The 20,885-nt window shown below is 65.4% G+C and carries 20 protein-coding genes; 5 read left to right on the top strand and 15 right to left on the bottom strand.

The window, feature by feature from the left end:
* Positions 1-180: 180 nt before the first annotated feature.
* The 15 genes from ACUXV1_RS22155 to ACUXV1_RS22085 form a co-directional block, all read right to left on the bottom strand.
* Complete coding sequence (locus tag ACUXV1_RS22155) at positions 181-1,059, bottom strand: phosphoribosylaminoimidazolesuccinocarboxamide synthase (RefSeq protein WP_043642387.1); 879 nt, start codon at positions 1,057-1,059, stop codon at positions 181-183.
* Positions 1,056-1,742: a DNA alkylation repair protein gene (locus tag ACUXV1_RS22150; RefSeq protein ID WP_446016614.1), complete on the bottom strand. Its 687-nt coding sequence runs from the start codon at positions 1,740-1,742 to the stop codon at positions 1,056-1,058. Before ACUXV1_RS22150 ends, ACUXV1_RS22155 begins: the two co-directional genes overlap by 4 nt.
* A complete protein-coding gene (locus ACUXV1_RS22145) occupies positions 1,739-2,158 on the bottom strand; it encodes a fosfomycin resistance glutathione transferase (RefSeq protein ID WP_446016615.1) in 420 nt (139 codons plus the stop codon). The genes ACUXV1_RS22150 and ACUXV1_RS22145 overlap by 4 nt, the downstream gene beginning before the upstream one ends.
* Before the next feature lie 184 nt (positions 2,159-2,342).
* Positions 2,343-3,473 (bottom strand): 5-(carboxyamino)imidazole ribonucleotide synthase, encoded by a 1,131-nt coding sequence (locus ACUXV1_RS22140; RefSeq protein ID WP_043642382.1) that lies wholly within the window; start codon positions 3,471-3,473, stop codon positions 2,343-2,345.
* Entirely contained in the window at positions 3,473-3,961 is a 489-nt protein-coding gene (gene purE / locus ACUXV1_RS22135; RefSeq protein ID WP_043642380.1) for a 5-(carboxyamino)imidazole ribonucleotide mutase, read from the bottom strand. Before purE ends, ACUXV1_RS22140 begins: the two co-directional genes overlap by 1 nt.
* 102 nt (positions 3,962-4,063) lie before the next feature.
* Positions 4,064-4,900 (bottom strand): CPBP family intramembrane glutamic endopeptidase, encoded by an 837-nt coding sequence (locus tag ACUXV1_RS22130; RefSeq protein WP_446016617.1) that lies wholly within the window; start codon positions 4,898-4,900, stop codon positions 4,064-4,066.
* 316 nt (positions 4,901-5,216) lie between these two features.
* The gene (locus ACUXV1_RS22125) at positions 5,217-6,695 is read right to left on the bottom strand and encodes a S8 family peptidase (RefSeq protein ID WP_052371023.1); all 1,479 of its coding nucleotides are present in this window, start codon (positions 6,693-6,695) and stop codon (positions 5,217-5,219) included.
* A gap of 27 nt (positions 6,696-6,722) precedes the next feature.
* Positions 6,723-8,384 (bottom strand): hypothetical protein, encoded by a 1,662-nt coding sequence (locus tag ACUXV1_RS22120; protein WP_156039087.1) that lies wholly within the window; start codon positions 8,382-8,384, stop codon positions 6,723-6,725.
* Between the two features lie 333 nt (positions 8,385-8,717).
* On the bottom strand, positions 8,718-9,461 hold the full coding sequence (gene ybgF / locus ACUXV1_RS22115) for a tol-pal system protein YbgF (RefSeq protein ID WP_043642372.1): 744 nt from the start codon (positions 9,459-9,461) through the stop codon (positions 8,718-8,720).
* A 308-nt stretch (positions 9,462-9,769) separates the two neighbouring features.
* Positions 9,770-10,297 carry a peptidoglycan-associated lipoprotein Pal gene (gene pal, locus ACUXV1_RS22110; RefSeq protein ID WP_043642370.1) on the bottom strand — a complete coding sequence of 176 codons (528 nt, stop codon included), beginning with the start codon at positions 10,295-10,297 and terminating at the stop codon, positions 9,770-9,772.
* Positions 10,298-10,311: 14 nt separating this feature from the next.
* Entirely contained in the window at positions 10,312-11,601 is a 1,290-nt protein-coding gene (gene tolB, locus ACUXV1_RS22105) for a Tol-Pal system beta propeller repeat protein TolB (protein ID WP_194427193.1), read from the bottom strand.
* Between the two features lie 74 nt (positions 11,602-11,675).
* Positions 11,676-12,542, bottom strand: coding sequence for a cell envelope integrity protein TolA (locus ACUXV1_RS22100; RefSeq protein ID WP_370551752.1), 867 nt, complete (start codon positions 12,540-12,542; stop codon positions 11,676-11,678).
* A complete protein-coding gene (locus ACUXV1_RS22095) occupies positions 12,542-12,952 on the bottom strand; it encodes a biopolymer transporter ExbD (protein ID WP_194427191.1) in 411 nt (136 codons plus the stop codon). The genes ACUXV1_RS22100 and ACUXV1_RS22095 overlap by 1 nt, the downstream gene beginning before the upstream one ends.
* A 266-nt stretch (positions 12,953-13,218) precedes the next feature.
* Complete coding sequence (locus tag ACUXV1_RS22090) at positions 13,219-13,887, bottom strand: class I SAM-dependent methyltransferase (RefSeq protein ID WP_043642366.1); 669 nt, start codon at positions 13,885-13,887, stop codon at positions 13,219-13,221.
* 61 nt (positions 13,888-13,948) lie between these two features.
* Positions 13,949-14,128 (bottom strand): DUF3460 family protein, encoded by a 180-nt coding sequence (locus ACUXV1_RS22085; RefSeq protein ID WP_019101069.1) that lies wholly within the window; start codon positions 14,126-14,128, stop codon positions 13,949-13,951.
* Between the two features lie 238 nt (positions 14,129-14,366).
* Here ACUXV1_RS22085 and ACUXV1_RS22080 point away from each other — a divergent pair, with 238 nt between their 5' ends.
* From ACUXV1_RS22080 to ACUXV1_RS22060, 5 genes are all read left to right on the top strand, one after another.
* Positions 14,367-15,800: an undecaprenyl-phosphate glucose phosphotransferase gene (locus ACUXV1_RS22080; RefSeq protein ID WP_081556006.1), complete on the top strand. Its 1,434-nt coding sequence runs from the start codon at positions 14,367-14,369 to the stop codon at positions 15,798-15,800.
* 7 nt (positions 15,801-15,807) lie between these two features.
* The gene (locus ACUXV1_RS22075; protein ID WP_019104151.1) at positions 15,808-17,271 is read left to right on the top strand and encodes a mannose-1-phosphate guanylyltransferase/mannose-6-phosphate isomerase; all 1,464 of its coding nucleotides are present in this window, start codon (positions 15,808-15,810) and stop codon (positions 17,269-17,271) included.
* Positions 17,268-18,182 carry a glycosyltransferase family 2 protein gene (locus tag ACUXV1_RS22070; protein WP_337883699.1) on the top strand — a complete coding sequence of 305 codons (915 nt, stop codon included), beginning with the start codon at positions 17,268-17,270 and terminating at the stop codon, positions 18,180-18,182. Before ACUXV1_RS22075 ends, ACUXV1_RS22070 begins: the two co-directional genes overlap by 4 nt.
* 5 nt (positions 18,183-18,187) lie before the next feature.
* Entirely contained in the window at positions 18,188-18,994 is an 807-nt protein-coding gene (locus ACUXV1_RS22065) for a polysaccharide biosynthesis/export family protein (RefSeq protein ID WP_019104153.1), read from the top strand.
* 27 nt (positions 18,995-19,021) lie between these two features.
* A partial coding sequence (locus ACUXV1_RS22060) for a GumC family protein (protein WP_446020099.1) occupies positions 19,022-20,885 on the top strand: 1,864 nt, incomplete at its 3' end.

The raw sequence follows: 20,885 nt of genomic DNA, 5'->3' as shown, positions 1-20,885 counted from the left end.
AAAGCAAGCCCCGCTAGGGCGGGGCTTGGGTGGAAACTTGGAATCTGTTTACGATCTCGCGAGCGAAGGCGAGACAAGGTGAAAACGAGCGAAAAAGCGGAATGTACGAGTGGTACATGAGCATTTTGAGCTCATTTTTAACGCGGTATCGCTGAAGCGCAGCAGATCGTAAGCAGGTTCTCAGGCGGTCAGCCTGTCCAGCGCTTCTTTATACTTGGCCGCGGTCTTCTCGCGCACTTCCAGCGGCACCGCCGGCGCCGGCGCCTGCTTGTCCCAGCCGGAGGCTTCCAGCCAGTCGCGGACGAACTGCTTGTCGAAGGACGGCGGGTTGCCGCCCGGCGCGTAGCTGTCCGCCGGCCAGAAGCGGCTGGAGTCCGGGGTCAGCGCTTCATCCATCAGCGTCAGCACGCCGTTTTCGTCCAGGCCGAACTCGAACTTGGTGTCGCAGATGATGATGCCGCGGCTGGCGGCGAATTCGGCGGCGGCGCGGTAGAGCTTGATGGCGGTGTCGCGCACCTGGGCGGCCAGCTCGGCGCCGACGATTTCCTCGCAGCGCTGGTAGCTGATGTTTTCGTCGTGATCGCCCACCGCCGCCTTGGTGGACGGGGTGAAGATGGGTTCGGGCAGCTTGTCCGCCTCGCGCAGGCCGGCTGGCAGCGCCAGGCCGCAGACGGTGCCGCTTTGGCGGTACTCCTTCCAGCCGGAGCCGGCCAGGTAGCCGCGCACCACGGCTTCGATCGGCACCGGCTTCAGGCGCTTGGCCACCACCGCGCGGCCGGCCACTTGCGGCAGGTCGGCGGCGGAGACTACGTCTTCCGGCGCGTCGCCGGTCAGGTGGCAGGGCACCAGGTCTTTGAGCTTATCGAACCAGAAGTTGGAGATGGCGGTGAGAATCTGGCCCTTGCCGGGAATGGGGTCGTCCAGGATCACGTCGAAGGCGGACAGCCGGTCGGTGGCGATCATCAGCATGCGCTGGTCGTCGATCTCGTACAGGTCGCGGACCTTGCCAGAGTAGATTTTCTTCAAGCTGGTCAGTTGGGTGGTGTTGAGTCCGGTCATCGGAAATCCTCGGTGGAACGGGCAATGTGTTTCAAGGCTTCGCGCCGGCTGAGCCCGGATAGCGGCGTGGCCGCTACAAAGGCGCGCACGGCGTTGGCGTCGGTGTAAGCGTATTCGCGCAAGGCCCAACCTATGGCCTTGCGGATGAAGAATTCGGCGTCGCCGGCATTCGCGGCGCAGTAGCGGAACAGGCGTTCGGCGTCGGTGTCGGCTTTCCAGCGCAGCTGGTGCAGGATGGCGACGCGGCGCAGCCAGAAGTCGGCATCGCCGCTGAGGGCGTCCATGTCGCGCTGCAAATCCCGGTGCTGGCGCGTGAGCGCGCCGACCACCCAGGCGGCCAAGCCGTCCACGCAGTCCCACCAGGGCTTGGCGGCGGCGAGGGCCAGCAGCCGCGGCAGGCTGGCGGCCGGCAGTTCCTCGGCGCGCGCGGTCAGCAGGTCCACCGCCGCGTATTGGAATTCGCGTTCCGGTTGCCGCCACAGTTGCTCGGCCAGGTCCAGGCAGTATTCCGCGGAGCGGCTCTTGAGCGCGCGGATCCAGGGCGTGGATACTTTTCGGCGCGCCGGCGTGGGCACGCCGAGAAAGTCGAACCGCTCGCGCATATAGGCGCGCATCGGCGCGGCCTGCTCCGGGACGGCGGCGGCGCTGAGTCCGGTGCGCAGCGCGGCGATGTCGGCGTTCACTCCGGGGCCTCGTCGAAAAAGCGCATGCCGGCGTAAGGCCGGGCGCGGCAGGCGGCCAGCCGCGAGGCCAGCGTGCCGACATGCAGTTCCAGTTGATGGCCGTCCGGGTCCAGGAAGTAGAGCGAGTCGCCCTCGCTACGGTTGTCCCGCCATTGGCGGACGCCGGCGGCGGCCAGGCGTTCGCGCCAGGCCGGGAAGTCGGCGGCGTCGACGCCGAAGGCGTAATGGGTGTAGCCGGCGGGCGGCACGGCGTCGGGGTCCAAGGACAGGCACAGCCACAGGCCGTCCAGGCTCAGATAGCCGCCGCTGTCCCAGCGCGCGTGGGGCTGGCAGCCCAGGATGCCGGCGTAGAAATCCCAGGCGCGCTCCAGATCTCGCACCGCCAGGGTCAGGTGATTCAGTCCGTTGAGTGTCATGGCGGAAAAATGGCGAAGTTCTGTAAGAACCTGTTCAAAGTTTAGCGAGCTAGAGCGAGACAAGGCGAAAACGGCTGAAGAAGCGGAATGTACATGTGGTACATGAGCATTCTGAAGTCGTTTTCAACGCAGTATCGCCGACGCGCAGCAGACATTGAACGGGCTCTTAGGCTTCGCCATGCGCTTACAAGGTGTCCTTCAAGGCCCGGGCCTGGTCCAAGGCTTCGTCGGCGGTGGCCGCCATCACATTGAAGTGGCCCATCTTGCGGCCGGGGCGCGCGCTTTTCTTGCCATACAGATGCAGTTGGGCGTTGGGCGCTTCCGCCAGCACGTCCCAATTGGGCTGGCCGCCGTTGTCCTTCCACACGTCGCCCAGCAGGTTGACCATCACCACCGGGCTGAGCAGGTCGGTGCGGCCCGGCAGCAGGCCGCACATTGCGCGCACCTGTTGCTGGAACTGGTCGGTGAGGCAGGCGGTGAGCGTGTAGTGTCCGGAGTTGTGCGGCCGCGGCGCGATCTCGTTGACCACCAGGCTGTCGTCGGCCAGCACGAAGAACTCCACCGCCAGCACGCCGACGTAGTCCAGCGCCTCGGCCAGCTTGAGCGCCATGCTTTGGGCTTCGGCCGCCAGCGCCGGCTTGATGCGCGCCGGCACGATGGATTCGTCCAGGATGCCGCCGACGTGGATATTCTCCGCCACCGGGAACACCGCGCACTGGGTGGCGCTGACTCGGGTGACGATGGCGGACACTTCCAGCTGCAGGTCCAGCATCTTTTCCAGCACGCAGGCTTGACCGCCCAGATTAGCGTAGGCGGCGCGCGCTTCTTCCGCGGTGCCGACCCGCACCTGGCCCTTGCCGTCATAGCCCAGGCGGGCGGTTTTCAGGATGCCGGGCAGGTAGGGCGCGAGTTCAACCTGAATGTCTTCCACGCTCTGGATGGCCAGATAGGGAGCGGTGGGCAAGCCGGCCTTGCGGATCCAGCCTTTCTCCGCAATGCGGTCCTGAGCGATGGCGACGCAGTCGCCGGATGGCGACACGCGGGTGGTCTTGGCCAAGACGCGCATGGCGTCGGCGTTGACGTTTTCGAATTCGGTGGTGACGGCGGCGCAGCTCCTGGCCAGATCTTCCAGCGCGGCCGGGTCGTTGAACGGCGCGCACAGGTGACGGTCGGCGAAATCCGCCGCCGGCGCGGCTTCGTCCGGGTCCAGCACGGTAACGCGGTAGCCCATGGTTTTGGCGGCCACGGCGAACATGCGGCCCAATTGGCCGCCGCCCAGGATGCCCAGCATTGCCGGGGGCAGGATGGCGGACATTATTCGATCTCCGGCAAGGTCATCGCCAGCACGGTCTGTTCCTGCTGGCGACGGAAGGCGATCAGCTGTTCCGCCAGTTCCGGGCGGGTGGCGGCCAGCATGGCCACGGCGAACAGCGCGGCGTTGGCGGCGCCGGCCTCGCCGATGGCGAAGGTGGCCACCGGGATGCCCTTGGGCATTTGCACGATGGAGAGCAGCGAATCCTCGCCGCGCAGGTATTTGGACGGCACCGGCACGCCCAGCACCGGCAGATGGGTCTTGGCGGCCAGCATGCCCGGCAGGTGGGCGGCGCCGCCGGCTCCGGCGATGATGGCCTTCAGGCCGCGCTCGGCAGCGGTTTCTGCGTATTGGAACAGCAGGTCGGGAGTACGGTGGGCGGAGACGACGCGGGTTTCACAGGCGATGCCGAAGTCCTTGAGCACGCGGGCGGCGTTCTGCATGACTTCCCAATCGCTGTTGCTACCCATCACGATGCCGACTTCAATCATGGCGGAGAAGCTCGCTGGTTGAGGCTAAAGGCGTGATTTTACCCGATTGGGGCCTGCTGCCGTTATGGTTTTTTATTTTGACATCAAGGTACTTAGGGCATATCACATCAGCCGCGGATAAGTGAACAGAATCAGGTGCACAGCGTTGAAAGCGACGTGGGCCAGCACCGCCCACAAGACCTGGCGGGTGGCGGCGTAAACCAGGCCGTAACCCAGGCCGGCGAGGGTAGCCAGGCCGACCCAGACCCAACCGCCGGCAACATGGACCAGGCCAAAGGCCACGGAGGCGGCCATCAAGGCGGCGAAGGGTTCGGTGCGTAGTTCCAGCCAGCGTTGCAGGCCGGCGCGGAAGAAGGCTTCCTCCGCCAGCGAGACCAGGAAGAAATTGGCGAACAGCCAGGGCAGCAGCCAGTACGGCCATTTCGGCGCCCAGGCGATGACGCCGGCCACGCTGGCCAGGCCCAGCACGATCAGCAACAGCAGCGCTCCAACGCCGGCGGCGGCCGGTCCCCAGCGCCGCTCCACCTGCGGACTGGCCGCCAGCACCATCAGCAGCAGCCAGCCGGCGGCGCCTTTGTCGTAACTCCAGTACAGCCGATAGGGCGCGCTGTTCGGCGTGCTCAGGCCTTGCCACAGCAAGGGGTTGTCGAAGCCGGGCAGCGCGTGCAGCGCCAGCGCCAGCAGCAGAGCGATCCAGACCAGCCACAACTCCGGCCGGCGGTAGCGGATCGCGGCCAGGCTGACGGCGAGGGCGGTGAGGAGGGCCGCCGCGCCCAAGGGCTGCACCAGGCCGCAAGCGACGGCGATGCCGGCGCTGCTGAGCGCGGCCAGCCGGGAGGGCCAGCGCAGGCGCAGGCTTTCCGCCAGCAGGGCGAGCGCCAATAGTAGGAAGGCTGCAAGGGACAGGGAATCCGGCAAGGGCGGGGTGGGCAGGGACATGGGGGCTCGCGGCGGGATGGGTTTGGATACTGAATGATACCTAAGAACCTGTTTACGATCTGCTACGCGTCGTGGAGCGTTGCACGGTGAGTACGGCTTCGAAATGCTCATGTACTGTGTGTACACTCCGTTTTCTCAGCCGCAACGCCTTGCCGCGTCTTGATTTGCTGGATCGTAAACGCGCCCGCGAAGCGTTGAGAAAAAAGCCGCCGCCGTCCGGCTTGGGCCAGAACCACGGCGGCAGGTTCCCGTGTGCAGGGAAAGGAAGCCGTAAGCGAACCGGCGGTCTGCACGCAAGTGCGCGCCGCCGGCGGGCTTAGTTGGCTTTGGCCGCGCGCACCGCGGCGGCGGCATCGGTGATGCCGGCGGAGCAACCTTCGCAATCCGCCGCCGGTGGGCGCGCGGTCTTGATCAGGATGTTGCGCACCGCTTTCCAGTTGAGGCTGGGGTTGGAGGACAGCATCAGCGCCACCAGGCCGGCCACGTGGGGCGTGGCCATCGAGGTGCCCTGGAAGGCGGCGTAGCTGTCCGCGCCCGGCACGGTGGTGCCGCTATTGAGCGTGGAGTAGATGCCGGGGTCGCCGCTGTTGAGATCGCCTCCCGGCGCGGTGACGGTGGTGATCGCGCCATAGTTGGAGTAGGAGGCGATGCCGCCGGATTTGCCGTTGGAGGCCACGGTGATCACGCCGGGGCAGCTGGCCGGGTTGGTGTTACGCACGTTTTTCATCGCGTTGCCGGCGGCCACCACCACCACGCCGTTGCGGGCGTTGACCTGCTGGATGGCATCGCGATAGGTGCGGCTGCAAGGCTGGGCGCCGCCCAGAGACATGCTCAGCACTCGAGCCACATTGGCGTTGATCGGCGCGCCGGGCACGGTGGCGCCCACTGCCCACAGCATGGCGTCGGCGATATCCGAGCTGGCGCCGCCGCACTGGCCCAACACGCGCAACGGCAGCAGTTTGGACTTGGGCGCCACGCCGGTCAGGCCGTTGGCGTCGCCGGCGGCCGCGGCGATGGTGCCGGCCACGTGGGTGCCGTGCCAGCTGCTATTGCCGGCGCGGCACAGGCTGCCGTCGCTATAGTCGCCTTGGTCCAGGCCGTTGTTGGTGCGCGCGCTTTGCACCGGCTGGCCGTTGCTGTCCAAGAGCGGGCTGCCGTCGGCGTTGGTTTGCGCCACGGCGGGCAGGCGGGCGCGTTTGGGGTCGGAGATGAAGTTGTAGCCCGGCTCCAGCAGGTTGGGCTTGAGGTCCGCGTGCGGACGGTAGCCGGTGTCCAGCACCGCGACGGTGACGCCGGCGCCCAGCGACAGGTCCCAGGCGGCGGGCAGGTTCATCGCGCCCGGTTCGCCGGCGCTGGCCTGCATATCCCATTGCTTGCCGGCGTATAGCGGGCTGCTGGGCAGATAGTTGGGGCTCATGACGAAGTCCGGCTCGGCGTATTCCACCGCCGGGTCTTGCTGGATTTTGCGCGCCAGGGTCTGGGCCTCGGCCACGCTCATCGTCTTGCCGCTTTGGTAGACATAGGCGCCAGTGCCCATCTGGTGATGGAATTGCAAGGGGCTGCCGCTCAGTTGCTGCACGCGCTGGGTGCGGGCGGCGAAGTCGGCTGGACGGCTGGACGGGGCGCGGCCGCCGTTGGCGATGCGCGCCTGGACCAGTTGCTGCTGGGAGACGCTGTGGTATTTGACGATGATGCCGGTGATGCCGGCGGCGGAGGGCGCGGCCGCCGCGATTTCAGCGCCGGCGCCGGCCAGCAGCGCGGCGATCAGCAGGGACAGCGAGGTTTTGCGGTTCATGTTCTATTGCTCCAATGCGTCGGGGACTTAGTTCTTGACGTAGGGGATGGCGGCGAGGCCGGCCGGGGCGTTGCCGCCGGCGGACGGGCTGCCCCAGGCGACGAACTTGCCGTCCTTGGCCACGGCGAGAAAGCCGCCGAGCGGGGTGCTGTAGATGGCGCGGATATTGACCAGGCGCGCGTTGACGGCGGAACTGTCGCCGCCATGAGTGGGCGCGCCCCAAGTGACCACGCTGCCGTCGGCCTTTAGGGCGGCGAAGGCGTAGTCGTTGGAGAACAAGGCCACCACGTTGCGCAGACGATGTTGCACCGCGCTGCTGTCGCCGCCGCGCAGCTCGTCGCCCCAGGTCACAACGCTGCCGTCCTGACGCAAGGCGGCGAAGGCCAGCTCGGTGGCGGCGATGGAACGCACGCGGTTGAGCTTGTGCTGCACGCCGCTGGCGTCGTTGCGGGCGCTGTCGCCCCAGGTGACCACGCTGCCGTCCTTGCGCAAGGCGGCGAAGGCGGTCTTGCTGGCGTAGATTTTAGCCACGCCAGCCAGGCTGCCGGCCACCGGGCCGGTGTCGGCGCCGCGGTCGAAGTAGGCGCTGCCTATGGTGGCGACCGAGCCGTCCTGCTTCAGCGCGGCGAAGACGTTGAGGTTGGTTTGCACCGCGCTGACGCCGGCCGGCATCGCTTCGCTGCCGTCGTAGTAGTCGCTGGTCTGGCCGTCCCAGTTCAGGCCCCATACCACCACGCTGCCGTCTTTTTTCAGCGCGGCGAAGTTGTAGTCCGTGGCGGCGATGCTAGCCACATTGTTGAGCTTGGCGGCCAACGGAGAGGCGTCGCCGCCGGAGTTGGGGTCGCCGAAAGCGAGCACGCTGCCGTCTTTCTTCAGCACCGCCACCGCGCCCAGGTTGTGGCTGACGCTGGCGACGTCCTTCAGCGCGGCCAGCCGGGCGGCGTCGAAGTAGGAGGAAATGGATTTGGAGCCGCCGTTGCCGTCGAAGGTGGTTTCGATATTGCCCCAGCTTGTGGCGCTGCCGTCGTCGTTGAGAGCGACGAAGCCGCGTTTGGTGGGCCACAGTTTGGCCACCTTGCCCAGCGGCGCCACCGGAGAGGTGGCGTCGGCGTTGCCTATGCCCACCGGGCCGGCGTAGCTGGCGCCGGAGCCGGCGCGGCCCCAGCCCACGATGGTGCCGTCGGCTTGCAGCGCGGCCATCGCGCGTTCGTTGCCGGCCACCGCCACTACGTTTTTAGGCTGGGCGGGCAGGGTGGAAGTGTCGCCGCCCAGGCGTCGGCTGCCCCAGACCGCCAGCGTGCGGTCCGTCTTCAGCACGGCGAACACCGACGGCGCGCTGAAGACGTTCTGCGGCACCAGGGTTTGGCTGGCGCTGGTCAAGGCGCAGCTGACGGTGGCGGTCAGCGGCTGGTCCGGCGCGCTGTCCTCAGCGCTGAAGCCGCGCGCGCCGTTGCTCCATTGCACGCGCGGTTCGCCCAGGCAGCGGCCGCTGGGCACGGCGGTCAGCACGCCGCCGCGGTTGCCGAAGATGTCCACCGCCAGGCGGCCGCTGCCGCCATGATGGCTGGAACCGTCGCCGGGGGTGCTGCCGTCGTCTTCGCAGCCGGCGAGGCCGCCGATCAGCGCCACGCCCACGGCGATAGCGCCAAGCCGGAACCATTGGGTTCCACTTGCTTGTCTGGTTCTCATCACGGATAACTCCTTTGTATAGCTTGTCGTTTGTGTTTTTAATCCGGGTTTAAACCCAGAATGAATATATTGTCATGCGGTAAGCATGTTTGGTAGAGAAAACGCATGGACAAGGCAAGAGGAAGCGGGGGGACAAGCGGATGGAAAAGACGGAGCAATGCGCTATTTTGGTGCGACGTGTAGATAACCAGCGGTTATAATTATTTGTGTTTTAATTTTTTGTTGAAAAATCAGATGTTTGCCGGGGGAGGAAATGGCGCATAAGACAAAGCCAGCCGCGGCGGGCTGGCGTCAAAATGGGGCATGAGGGCCGGAAGCGAGCCGGCCGGGGTGTTACATTTTTGCCAGTTGCTGGCGCGCTTTCTGGGCGGAATCTGTTTTGGGATACAGTTTGATCAGGCGTTTATAAGTGGTTTTGGCTTGATCCATTTGCCCCAGGTCGCGCTGGCAGTTGCCGATATTGCGCAGGGCCTCCGGCGCGAAGTGATTGTCCGGAAACTGTTCGACGAAGCGGCGGTGGATGTCGATGGCGGCGTCGTATTGGCGCAAGGCGGTGTGGGACACGCCCAGCCAGTAGGTGGCTTCCGCCACTTGCGGCGCCTGCGGGTTTTGTTCGATGAAGCCGCGCAGCGCGTCGGCGGCCTTGGCGAAGTCGCGAGCGCGAAGCAAGTTCAGCGCCTTGTCGTAATCCGGGCTGGTGGCCGCGCCGCCGTCCGCAGCGCCCGAGGCGTCGCCGTGCGTGGCGGGCACCGGTTTGGCGCCGCTGTTCTCCAGATGGCCCAGCCGGCCGTCCAGGTCGTTGTACAGGTCGTTCTGACGCTTTTGGGTGGTTTGCAGATTGTAATTCAGCACTTCCACGTCGCCGCGCAGCTTGGCCACTTCTGCCTTCATCGTTTCCAGTTGGCTGACCATCTCCAGCAGCTTTTCATTGGAAAGCTTGCTTTCCACTTCATTGAGCCGCGTAGAGGCCTGGCGGTTGACTTGGTCCAGCTGGCGGCGGGTTTCTTCCAGATCGCCGGTGGTGGCGCAGCCGGTGAGGACCAGCAGCAGCGCGCTGCAAAGGGTGAGCCGTTTCATGGTTGTCCCAGGATGTCCCGCCGTCCGCCCCGGAGGGGACGACGCGTGTGAGTTGGGTGGCAATGAATACAGCCGGATATCTTAACGGCAAGCGCGTGAAAACGCACTCGCCCGATGTCCGGCTGCAAAGCCGGCCCGGGGAACCGGGCCGGCGTCATAGGACTAGAACCTGTTTACGATCTGCTGCGCGTCGTGAGACGTGGCAAGGCGAGTCGCGCCTCGAAATGCTCATGCGCCAGCTGCACATTCCGCTTTCTCAGCCGTTTTCGCCTTGTCTTGTCCTAGCCCGCGAGATCGTAAACCCGTTCTTAGTGGCCTTGGTACACGATGTCGGCGCGGCGGTTCTCTGCGAAGTCCGCTTCGGTGTTGCCGGTGGCGCGCGGTTTTTCCTTGCCGAAGCTGACTGCTTCCAGTTGGCTTTCCTTGGCGCCCAGTACTTCCATCGCCTTCTTCACGCTCTCGGCGCGGCGTTGACCCAGGGCCAGGTTGTATTCGCGGCTGCCGCGAGCGTCGGTGTTGCCCTGGATGATGACTTTTTTGTCCGCGTTCTGCTTCAGGTAGGCGGAGTGGGTTTCCACGACCGGTTTGCCGTTGGCGTCGACGGAGGAGGAGTCGAAGCCGAAGTAGACGCTGCGCTTGGCCAGCGGGCTGTTGGGATCGTTCAGCGGATCCACGGACACCTGATTCTGGTTGCCGCTGCCGGTGTCCACCGGCGCGGTGGTCTGCGGCGTGGTGGGCTGCTGGGTGCCGGCGGTGGTGTCGGCCGGTTTGGTGCTGGCGCAGGCGGCCAGCAGGGTTACGGTGGCGGTGCCGAGGACGAGTTGTTTCCAGTTCATATCAATAGCTCCAATTAAGGACGATTAAATGGGCCCCAAGCCGGGTCCTGTACATCGCCGTTGATCACGGCCAATTTCACTTTGCTGCTGCCATCCGTGGTGGCGGCGTACAACACGCTCTTGCCGCCTGCGTCGCTGGCGTACAGCACCATGCGGCCGTTGGGGGCGAAGCTTGGGCGTTCGTTGTAGCCGCCGTCCGACAGCACTCGGCTGTCGTTGGTGGCCAGGTCTTGCGCCATCACGCGGAAGTTGCCTCCCTCGCGACGGATATAACTCAGGGTCTTGCCGTCCGGCGACACCTTGGGCGATACGTTGTAGCGTCCTTCCCAGGTGACGCGCTGGGCGTTGCCGCCATCGGCGGACACGCGGTAGATCTGCGGGCCGCCGGCGCGGTCGGAGACAAAGTACAGGCTGCCGCCGTCCGGGCTCCATGTGGGCTCGGTGTCGATGCCTCCGTTGTACATCAGCCGGCGCGAGCCGCCGCCGTTGGCGTTGATCACGTAAATCTGCGAATTGCCGCTGGTGGTCAGCACCACCGCCAGCTTGCTGCCGTCCGGGCTCCAGGCCGGGGCGGAGTTGCTGCCCTTGAAGTTGGCGGCGGCAAAACGCTGGCCGGTGGCCAAGTTCTGCACCCAGACCACCGGCTTCTTGCTTTCAAACGACACGTAGGCGATGCGTCCGCCGTCCGGGCTCCAACTCGGGGAGATAATGGGCTCCCTGGAGCGCAGAATGGTCTGGGCGCGTCCGCCGTCCACGTCCGCCACTTGCAGCAGATAGCTGCCGCCGGTCTTCAGCACGTAAACGATGCGGGTGTTGAAGAAGCCTTTCTGGCCGGTGATCGCCTCGTAAATCATGTCGGCGATCGCGTGCGCCACTTGGCGGGTGCGGTCCGGGGTGACGGTGAATTCGCCGCCGGTCAGTTGTTTCTTCTGCGCGACGTCCATCAGCCGGAAGCTGATTTTCAACTGCCCGCCTCCCGCGGCCTCCACCTTGCCGATGGCGACCGATTGCGCGCCGGCGGCTTGCCACATCGGGTAGCGGATGTCAGCAGGCTCAAACGGCACATTGGCCACGCCGGCCGCGTCCACCATGCGGAAGACGCCGGAAATCGTCAGATCGTTCTTGATCACCGGACCCAGGCCGCCCTGGGCGTTGGCCTCGTCCTTGAACGGAGCGATGGCGATGGCGTGGCGATTCGCCCCGCCGCCGACGATCTCAATAGTCATTTCCGCTTGCGCGCCGCCTGCGGCCATCAGGCCCAGCGTGACGAGCAGCATATTCAACAGAGTTTTAAAGCTGGACATTAGTTCCCTCGAATCAGTCTATCGGCATGAGGCGACGCCGCAGCCGTTCCATCATGGCTTGTGCTTGATCCGTCTTATGACCTGGGACGGAATTCCATTTTGAACTGCCGGTAGCCGTCGTTGAAATTGGCGCCGGGCGGCAGCGCCGGAAAGGTTTTCGCTTCCCAGATCGCCCTTTGCACCGCGTCGTCGTAGGCCTTGCTGCCGCTGCTTTGCAGCAGTTGAACCCGGTTCACCTCCAGCGAGGGCAGCAGGCTGACCTGCAACACTACCTTGGGGTTGCCGCTCAGTTCCGGCGGCACCTGCACCAGCGGAGTGACTTTGGCCTTGACCCGGCTGATCCAGCCTGCTTTGGCCGTTGACGAGCCATTGGCCGCGCCGCCGGCCACGCCGTTGGGGGAACCGGCCTGGTCGCTGCGCGCATTGGCTTTGCCGTTGGCGCGGGGGCTGTCCAGGCTGGCCAGCAAGTCGTCAGCCTCCGGATTGTAGGTCTTGGACGGCTTGGGTTTGGCCTGCGGCTTGGCGGCCGTCGCCGACGGCGCTTTGGCCTCCGGTTTTTTCTCGGCCGGTTTGTCCGCTTTTTTGGGTTCGGGCTTCTTCGCTGGCTCGGGTTTGGGCTCCGGCTTAGGCTCGGGCTTGGGTTCAGGTTTGAGCTTGGGCGGCTCCGGCGGTTTCTTGTGGCGGCCCAGGTTGACGTCGGCTGGAGGCTCCGCCACGGCGGGACGCGGCGGCTCCACCACCGGCGCGGGCTTGGGTTCGGCCACGGCGCTGGGCGCGGGGGGCGGAGGCGCGGTGGTCCATAGCTCCAGCGCTACCGGCGCTTGTTCCTGCAAGGTTTGGGAATGGAAGCCGCCCCACAGCAGCAGGCCGACCACGGCGATGTGCAGCAGCACCGAGACAATCAGCGACCAAGGGCGCGGGGAGGTGGACACTGCGGCCATCATCCCTGCTTTTGCTGCTTGACCGTCAGCGCTACGCGCTTGACGCCGGCCTGGTGGAGTTTGTCGGCGATGCGCACTACCTCGGCGTATTTGAGGTTGGCGTCGGCGGAGATGGCCACCGGGCGCTCGGCCGCGCCCAGCGCCTGGATCTGCGAGGCCAGGTCGGCGACGGAGGCGACGTCTGTCTTGCGGTCTTGGTCTATCAGTTGAATCTTGCCCTGGGCGTCCACGGTCACTTCCAGCGGACGGGTGTCGATGCTGGCGGCTTGGGACACGCTGGGCACTTCTATCACGCCAGGCGTGAACATCGGCGCGGTCACCATGAAGATGACCAGCAGCACCAGCATCACGTCGATGTAAGGCACGACGTTCATCTGGTTCATCTGGCGGCGGGGACGGCGATTGAGCATGGAGCGTCTGTTAGCGTTGGCAAGCGGTCATGATACACCGGGCTCCGGCCCAAGTGGGCCGGCTAAGAACCTGTTTACGATCTGCTGCGCGTTGGCGATACGGCGTTGAAAACCGTTTCGAAATGCTCATGTACCGCTTGTACATTCCGCTTTCTCAACGACTTTCGCCTTGTCTCGCCTTAGCTCGCGAGACTGATGAGCAGGCTCTAAGCGGGTCAGACCGCGGCGGATCATGAAAAGTTCATGGCCGCGCCGGCCTGAGGCGTTCAGGCCAGCCGCGTGCACAAGGTCAGCCCATCGCCCACCGGCAGCACGCACATGCGGATGCGAGGGTCGTGCTTCAGCCCGGCGTTGAATTCGTGCATCAGGTGCACGCCAGGCGGGTCTTCCGGCTTGGGTTCCACCACGCGGCCGGACAGGAAAATATTGTCGATGGCGATCACGCCGCCGGGGCGCACCAGTTGCAGGCAGGCTTCGTAGTAGTCGCGGTAGGCTGGCTTGTCCGCATCGATGAAGGCCAGGTCGTACTGACCCGCTTGGCCGGCGTCCAGCTGCTGGCGCAAGGTGACGAGCGCCGGTTGCAGCACTAGCTCAATGCGATCAGCGACGCCGGCGCGGGCCCAGTAATCGCGGGCGACGGCGGTGAAGGTTTCGCTGACGTCGCAGGCCAGCGTGCGGCTGTCCGCCGGCATCGCCAAGGTGACCGCCAGCGCGCTGTAGCCGGTGAACACGCCGATTTCCAGATAGCGGCGCGCGCCGATCAGTTGAGCCAGCCAGGCCATGAACTGGCCTTGTTCCGGCGCGATTTGCATCTTGGACATGCGGTGGGTGGCGGTGAATTCGCGCAGCTCGCGCATCACCGGATGTTCGCTGAGGCTGATGTTCAGCAAGTAGTCGTGCAAGGCGCCGTCTAGCGCCAGGGTGCGGCTGGTCATGGGTATGCAGTGCAATCGGAAACGCCCGCGGCGCGGGCGTCGGGTCAGGCGGGAGCCGGTTTTATTCCGGCTGGTAAACGTAGGGCTGCTGCGGAACGCGGGATTCTTTCCAGCGCTTCTGGTCGTCGGCGTTCAATTGACGGTCCCACAGGGTCAGGCGCAGCTCACGGCGTTGGCTGTCCACTTCCGGGTGTTCTTCCAGGAAGCCATTGATGAATTGGGTGAAATCGGACTGATACATCGCATCGTTCCTTCCTAAGGCTGATGTTGTGATTTTAATCGATAAATCGTCGCGCAGTCAGCTTGCCGGCTTCGCTTTACATTCTTTTTGACAACAGATTTCAAGGTGCAGAGCAAATCCTGGTTGCGTGTAGGACGCTTTGCTGCGATATTACGCAAAAGGTTTAAAGACATTAAATTAAAATTTTAAACTGAAAAGGTGGATTTGTTTAATCAAATTAAACTTAATGGTTTACAAGATGCGAATTCGCAATGTGGACGGCTTGGTGCAGTTCTATCCCGAGACCTTGACCTATCTGCGGCTGCTGGCCCGGTTGACGCACCTGGCGATGGTGCTGGCGCCCGGCTGTATTTTGCTGTTGTTTGATCCGGCCGCCGCGGCGGCCCGCGGGCAGGCCGGACAGCTCTTGTTGTTGGCCGGCGCGCTGGCTTTGCTGTCTTTCCAGGCGCTGGGCGTTTACGGCGGAGGCATGTTTTTACGTCAGTTGCGCCTGCGGCCCTTGGCCGCGGCGTGCGTGCTTTTGTTTTTGGTCTTGTGGCTGGCCCGCGGGCTGTCCCCGGCCTTGGCCGCCTTGCCGGACCGGCTGTGGCCGGTCTGGTTTACGGCGACGCTGGCCTTATTGCTGGCGCAGCGCTTGTTGGTGCACGTCTGGTGCCGCCGGCTGGTGCGTCGCGGCGTGGGCCTGCAACGCACGGTGATCCTGGGTTGTACTGCCAGCGGCCATTTGCTGGCCGGTTTTCTGAAGGAAAACGCGGACATCCGCGCCTGCGTGATCGGCTTTGTGGACGATCGTTCGGACCGCTTGCAGCACGCCATGGCCGGCCTGCCTTATTTGGGCGGCATGCGTCGGCTGGAGACGATGGTGCGCGAGGGCGAGGTACAGCAAATCCTGGTGGCGCTGCCTTGGGCGGCGGTCAAGCGGATGGGAGACTTGGTCAGCATGCTGCGACGCTTGCCGGTGACGGTGCTGCTGGCGCCGGACATGGCGGGCTTGCAGCACGCTCATCATCGGGTGACCGCGGTGGCGGGGTTGCCGATGTTCAATATTTCCGAGCGCCCGCTCAAGGGGTGGTCGCCCTTGCTCAAACGCTGCGAGGACGTGCTGCTCGCCGTTTGCGCGCTGGCGCTGACCGCGCCGCTGATGTTGCTGATCGCCTTGTTGATCAAGCTGGATTCGCCGGGGCCGGTGTTGTTCCGGCAAAGGCGCTATGGCTACAACAACCGTTTGATCGAGGTCTACAAATTCCGCTCCATGTACGTGGAGCGGACCGACGCCGACGCCGAGGCGCAAACCACACGCAGCGACCCGCGCGTGACTCGCGTCGGGCGCTTCATCCGCAAGACCAGCCTGGACGAACTGCCGCAATTGCTCAATGTGCTGGGCGGCAGCATGTCCATGGTGGGGCCGCGTCCGCACGCAACCGCCACCAAGGCCGCCGGTGTCTTGTTCGAAGACGCGGTGGCGGAGTATTCCGCCCGCCATCGGGTCAAGCCGGGCATTACCGGCTGGGCCCAGGTCAACGGCTACCGCGGCGAAACCGACACGCTGGCCAAGATAGAGGGCCGGGTGGCGCACGATCTCGAATACATCGAGAACTGGTCGCTGTGGTTCGACGCCTACATTCTGATCCGCACTCTGCCGGCCGTGCTGTCGGCCGACGAAGCCTATTGAGGCCGCCATGCAAACCCAAATTCCAGAACTGATTCCCTGCATCGTGTCCGGCGGCGCCGGCACCCGCTTGTGGCCGGTGTCCCGGCAGGCTTTTCCCAAACCCTTCATCCGCTTGGCCGACGATCAGAGCCTGCTGCAGAAGGCCTTTCTGCGCGCCGCGCGCCTGCCGGGGGTGAAGCGGGTGATGATCATCACCAATCAGCAGGCGCAACTGCGCACCCTGGACGAATGCCGGGCGGTCAACGCCGGCGGGTTGGCGTTGGAGCTGCTGTTGGAGCCGGAAGGGCGCAATACCGCTCCAGCGCTGGCGGCGGCGGCCGCGGACCTGCTGGAGCGCGAACCGGCGGCGAATCCCTTGCTATTGGCGCTGCCGGCGGATCATCTGATCGCCGACGAAGCCGCCTTCGCCGCCGCGGTGGAGAAAGCCGCGCGGCTGGCCGGCGATGGACGCATTGTCGTTTTCGGCTTGAAGCCCAGCCGCGCGGAAACCGGTTTCGGCTATATCGAGGCCGGCGCGGCGATAGGCGCTGACGGACAGGAAGTGGCTCGCTTCGTGGAAAAGCCGGACCACGCCGCCGCCGAAGGTTATCTGGCTGGCGGACGGCATTTGTGGAACAGCGGCATGTTCTGCTTTTCCGCCGCTGCTTTGTGCGAGGAACTGGCCGAACACGCGCCCGATGTGTTGGCGGCGGTGCGGGATTGCCTGGCGCACAGCCCTGCGTCCCAGAGCGCGGACCACCGCTTGCGGGCGCTGGAGCGCGAGCGCTTTGGCCGTTGCCCGGACATTTCCATCGACTATGCGGTGATGGAGCGCACCCGCGCCGCGGCGGTGGTGCGTTGCGAACTGGGCTGGAGCGATATCGGCAACTGGGACAGCCTGGCCGAGCAGTTTCCCGCCGACGCGGACGGCAACCGCGTCAGCGGCGACGCCTTGCTGCGGGACAGCCATGATTGCTTCATCCAGAGCCGCGGCCGATTGATCGCGATGCTGGGCGTGGACAATCTGGCGGTGGTGGACACCCCGGACGCCCTGTTGGTGGCAGACCGCGGGCGCAGCCAGGAAGTGCGCGAGCTGGCGCGGCGGCTGCAGGACCAGAATCATCCTGCCTGGAGGCTGCATCTGAGCTCGCAGCGGCCCTGGGGCCATTACACCGTGCTGGCGGACAGCGAACGCTACAAGATCAAGCGCATCGTGGTAAAGCCGGGCGCGTCGCTGTCCTTGCAGATGCACCACCACCGCAGCGAGCACTGGATCGTGGTCAGCGGCACCGCGATGGTGACCCACGGCCAAGAAGAGCGTTTGCTGCACACCAATGAATCCACCTTCATTCCCGCTGGCGAAACGCATAGATTGAGCAACCCCGGGCTGATCGATCTGGTATTGATCGAGGTGCAGAGCGGCGAATACCTGGGCGAGGACGACATCGTGCGCTTCGCCGATGACTACGGCCGCTCGGAGGCCGCGCCGTGAGCCGCACCGCATTGATCCTGCCTGTGCGCAACGCCGGTCGCCACCTGGACCGGCTGTTGCCGGCGCTGGCGGCGCAAAGCTTGCGGCCGGACGAATGGCTGGCGCTGGACAGCGAGTCCAGCGACGGCAGCCGGGCGCGCCTGCTGGCCGCCGGCGCCAGCGTGGTGCCGGTGCGCGCCGCGGACTTCAATCACGGCGGCACGCGCCGGCTAGCCAGCGAACTGACCGACGCCAAGGTGTTGATCTATCTGACCCAGGACGCCATCCCGGCCGGGCCCGACGCCTTGCGCCGCTTGCGCGACGCGCTGCTGGCGGAGGACGACATCGGCGTCGCCTACGGCCGCCAACTGCCGCAGCCGGACGCCGGCCTGTTGGGCGCGCACGCGCGCCGTTTCAATTACCCGCCGTTCAGCCGCACCAAGCGGCTGGCCGATGCCGCCGAACTGGGCATCAGGACCTGTTTCAGCTCGGACTCCTTCGCCGCCTATCGCCGCGAGGCCTTGCGCGAGGTGGGCGGTTTCCCTTCCGACGTGATCGGCTCCGAAGACGCCCACGTCGCCGGCCGCATGCTGCTGGCCGGCTGGGCGGTGCGTTACGAGGCCGCCGCCTGCGTTCACCACTCGCACGATTACGGACTGCTGGAGGAAATGCGCCGCTATTTCGACATTGGCGTGTTTTACGGCCGCGAGCGCTGGATCGCCGAGCGCTTCGGCCGCGCTGGCGCGGAAGGGCGGCGTTTTCTGCGCTCCGAGCTGGAAACCGTCCGCCGGGCAGGCCAGCGGTGGCGGCAGTCCGAAGTGTTGCTGCGTTGCGCGCTCAAGCTGGCCGGCTACCGCCTGGGCCATGTCGAGCGCTGGCTGCCGCGAGTGCTCAAGCGCCGCCTCAGCATGTTCCCCGCTTATTGGAAATGAATGCGATGACTACCGCCAAACTCGCCGCCGTTTTGTTGTTCGCCGTTCTGGGCGGTCTGACGGCCTGTTCCACCCCCAGCACCATCGCGCTGCCGGACGCCAAGACCGTGGAAGCGCGGCAGCTGGCGCTGCGCGACATCAGCCAATTGCCGCCGCCCGTTACCAGGGTAATGAACGGCGACACCCTGCGCATTGTCCGAGACGCGCAATCTCCGGCCGAAAAAGACGAGATGGCGCTGTTCTTCGTACGCCCGGACGGCAGCTTTTCCTACCCCCACGCCGGCCTGGTTCGCGGCGGCGGCCGCACGCCGGAGGAGATAGGGGCGGAGATCACCGACCGGCTGTCCACGCTGTATCGCCAGCCGCAAGTCACCGTCAACATCGCCATCGCGCCGGGCAACCGCGTCTTCGTAGGCGGCGCGGTGCGCAATCCGTCCGCCTTCGAACTGAGCGCCGCCGCCAGCATAGAACAAGCGGTGATCGGCGCCGGCGGAGTGCTGCCGTCCGCCGACAGCGAGCACGTGGCGCTGCTGCGCATGGACGAGACCGGCCTGTATCAGATCTATTTCACCGATCTGGCGCGGATGCTGGACCCGGCCGCTGGACGGCGCGGCGTCATGCTGCAACGCGGCGACATCGTGTTTGTGCCCAAGTCCGCCATCGGCAAGGCGGTGGAAGGCGTGGACATGTACGTCAACCAGCTGCTGCCCTTCTCCAAGGCGATAGGCATAGGCCTGAATTACGACCTGGGCGGCAAAGGCAGCAACAACGTCAACATCCAGAACAACCCTACCATCAAGGCCGGCGGTTAGCCCCTGGTCCGCACCGGCGATAGCGACATGATAGAAATCCGCTCCTTCCGCGATCTGGCCCGCCTGTTCTTCATCTTCCGGCGGGAGTTCAAATGGGCGTTCGCCGCCACCGTGCTGGTGGCGGTGCTGGGCGCTTTCTTGCTGCCGGCCCGCTACGAATCCGAGGCGCGGCTGCTGGTCAAGCCCGGCCGCGACACCAGCACGCTGCCGATCGAATACGCCGACCGTCAGACGCTGGTGGCGCCCAGCACCCAGCGCGACCCCATCGTGGATGAGGAAAAGCTGCTGACCGGCCGTCCCATCATCCACCAGGTCGCCGACTACTACCTGAACGAAATGCGCTCTCAGCCGCCGCAAGGCTGGTGGAAAACCTTCAAGTATCAGGCGAAGCAGGCCGCCGCCACGGTGTTGGACGGGGTGCGCGACGCGCTGGCCCTGATCGGGGTGGTGGAAACGCAGACCCCGCAAGAGCGCCTGGCCGCGAGGCTGGAAAAACAGTTCAGCGTCAGCCATCAGAGCGGCTCCGCGGTGATGGAAATCGCTTTCAGCTGGGACGATCCGGCGGTGGCGCAGCAAGTGCTGGCCAAGTGGCTGTCCTTGTACATCGATGAGCGCAGCCGCGCGCTGGGCCGCAAAAGCCTGTACGCGTTTTACGAAACCGAGAGCGGCAAGCTGGCCGAGCAGATCGCCGGCTACAAGGAACGCATCGGCCAGCAATTGCGCCAGATCGACGGCATCAGTTCCAAGGAGAGGCTGGACAGCCTCACCGACCAGCTCAACAAGCTGGAGGCGGCGCGCAGCGCCGACCAGGCGGACTGGATGGCGGCGCAGGGCGGCATCGCCAATGCCCAGGCCAGCGGCGGCAAGCTGCCGCGTGAAATCACCAAGGAGCGCGAACTGAGCCTGAATCCGGCGCAGCAGGATCTCAAGCTCAAGCTCAACGGCTTGGAGCTGGAGCGGCTGGACAAGCTCAAGACTTATTTGCCGGACGCGCCGCCCATCCGCGAGTTGGACGAAAACATCGCTGCGCTCAAGGCGCTGATCGCGCGCGAAAAAGACACGGTGCAGCGCTCGGAAAACCGCGTGCCCAGCGACCTCGTCAATCTGCTGGAGCGCGGCAAGCTGGAGCGCGGCATGCGCGCCGGCGAGCTAAAGGCCAAGGTGGCGGCTTACGACAAGGCCATCGCCGCGCTGAAGGACGAGCGCGCGCGCATTCTGAGCGTGGAGCCGGAGCTGTCGCGGCTGGAGCGCAATCTGGCGGTGGCGGAAAAGAACTACCTGCTCTATCGCGACAGTCTGGAAAAAGCGCGCATCGACCGTGAGCTGGACAACAGCCGCATCAGCAATATCGCGGTGATCGAGCAAGCCACCTTTAGCCCGGCGCGAGTGTTTCCCAAGAGCTTGGCCATCCTGTTGGCCGCGGTGCCGGCCGGTTTGGCGGTGGGGCTGTTCGTGCTCTACCTGTGCTACCTGCTGGACCAGCGCATTCACGATGGTGGGGGCGTTGAGCGCCGTTTTGGCGTGCCGCTGTGGAGCACGCTGATGGAATTGGAGCCGGGCCAAACCCCGCCTCCGGCGTTCGAAGCCAGTGTCTATCGACTTTACAGCCAACTGCCGGCAGACAAGCTGGCGCGAGACGGTCTGGTCATCGGTCTGGTGTCCTCGCGGCGCGGCGAGGGCGTCAGCTTCATCGCCGGCCAGTTCCTGCGCGTGTTGGCCGAGCGAGGCGTGCCGGCAAGGCTGGCCGCCGGCGACGCGCGCGTCGGCCCCGGCGAAGTGGCGCTGATCGAGGCGCCGGCGCTGCTCGACAATCAACAGGCCTTTGTGCAGTTGAAGCGCGCCGATCTGATCCTGCTGGTGGTGGGGGGGGGGGGGTTCAAGGGGGGGGGGG

This window comes from Chromobacterium sp. W521 (assembly GCF_052805975.1).
Note: the sequence above shows the minus strand (reverse complement) of the source record. Positions and strands in the feature narration are given on the sequence as shown.

Coding starts and splice junctions, on each gene's coding strand:
- ybgF (WP_043642372.1), bottom strand. CDS start 9,461: ATGAAACGGCTCACCCTTTGCAGCGCGCTGCTGCTGGTCCTCACCGGC.
- pal (WP_043642370.1), bottom strand. CDS start 10,297: ATGAACTGGAAACAACTCGTCCTCGGCACCGCCACCGTAACCCTGCTG.
- purE (WP_043642380.1), bottom strand. CDS start 3,961: ATGATTGAAGTCGGCATCGTGATGGGTAGCAACAGCGATTGGGAAGTC.
- ACUXV1_RS22125 (WP_052371023.1), bottom strand. CDS start 6,695: ATGAACCGCAAAACCTCGCTGTCCCTGCTGATCGCCGCGCTGCTGGCC.
- ACUXV1_RS22155 (WP_043642387.1), bottom strand. CDS start 1,059: ATGACCGGACTCAACACCACCCAACTGACCAGCTTGAAGAAAATCTAC.
- tolB (WP_194427193.1), bottom strand. CDS start 11,601: ATGTCCAGCTTTAAAACTCTGTTGAATATGCTGCTCGTCACGCTGGGC.
- ACUXV1_RS22120 (WP_156039087.1), bottom strand. CDS start 8,384: ATGAGAACCAGACAAGCAAGTGGAACCCAATGGTTCCGGCTTGGCGCT.
- ACUXV1_RS22080 (WP_081556006.1), top strand. CDS start 14,367: ATGCGAATTCGCAATGTGGACGGCTTGGTGCAGTTCTATCCCGAGACC.
- ACUXV1_RS22075 (WP_019104151.1), top strand. CDS start 15,808: ATGCAAACCCAAATTCCAGAACTGATTCCCTGCATCGTGTCCGGCGGC.
- ACUXV1_RS22140 (WP_043642382.1), bottom strand. CDS start 3,473: ATGTCCGCCATCCTGCCCCCGGCAATGCTGGGCATCCTGGGCGGCGGC.
- ACUXV1_RS22065 (WP_019104153.1), top strand. CDS start 18,188: ATGACTACCGCCAAACTCGCCGCCGTTTTGTTGTTCGCCGTTCTGGGC.
- ACUXV1_RS22095 (WP_194427191.1), bottom strand. CDS start 12,952: ATGCTCAATCGCCGTCCCCGCCGCCAGATGAACCAGATGAACGTCGTG.
- ACUXV1_RS22130 (WP_446016617.1), bottom strand. CDS start 4,900: ATGTCCCTGCCCACCCCGCCCTTGCCGGATTCCCTGTCCCTTGCAGCC.
- ACUXV1_RS22085 (WP_019101069.1), bottom strand. CDS start 14,128: ATGTATCAGTCCGATTTCACCCAATTCATCAATGGCTTCCTGGAAGAA.
- ACUXV1_RS22145 (WP_446016615.1), bottom strand. CDS start 2,158: ATGACACTCAACGGACTGAATCACCTGACCCTGGCGGTGCGAGATCTG.
- ACUXV1_RS22090 (WP_043642366.1), bottom strand. CDS start 13,887: ATGACCAGCCGCACCCTGGCGCTAGACGGCGCCTTGCACGACTACTTG.
- ACUXV1_RS22100 (WP_370551752.1), bottom strand. CDS start 12,542: ATGGCCGCAGTGTCCACCTCCCCGCGCCCTTGGTCGCTGATTGTCTCG.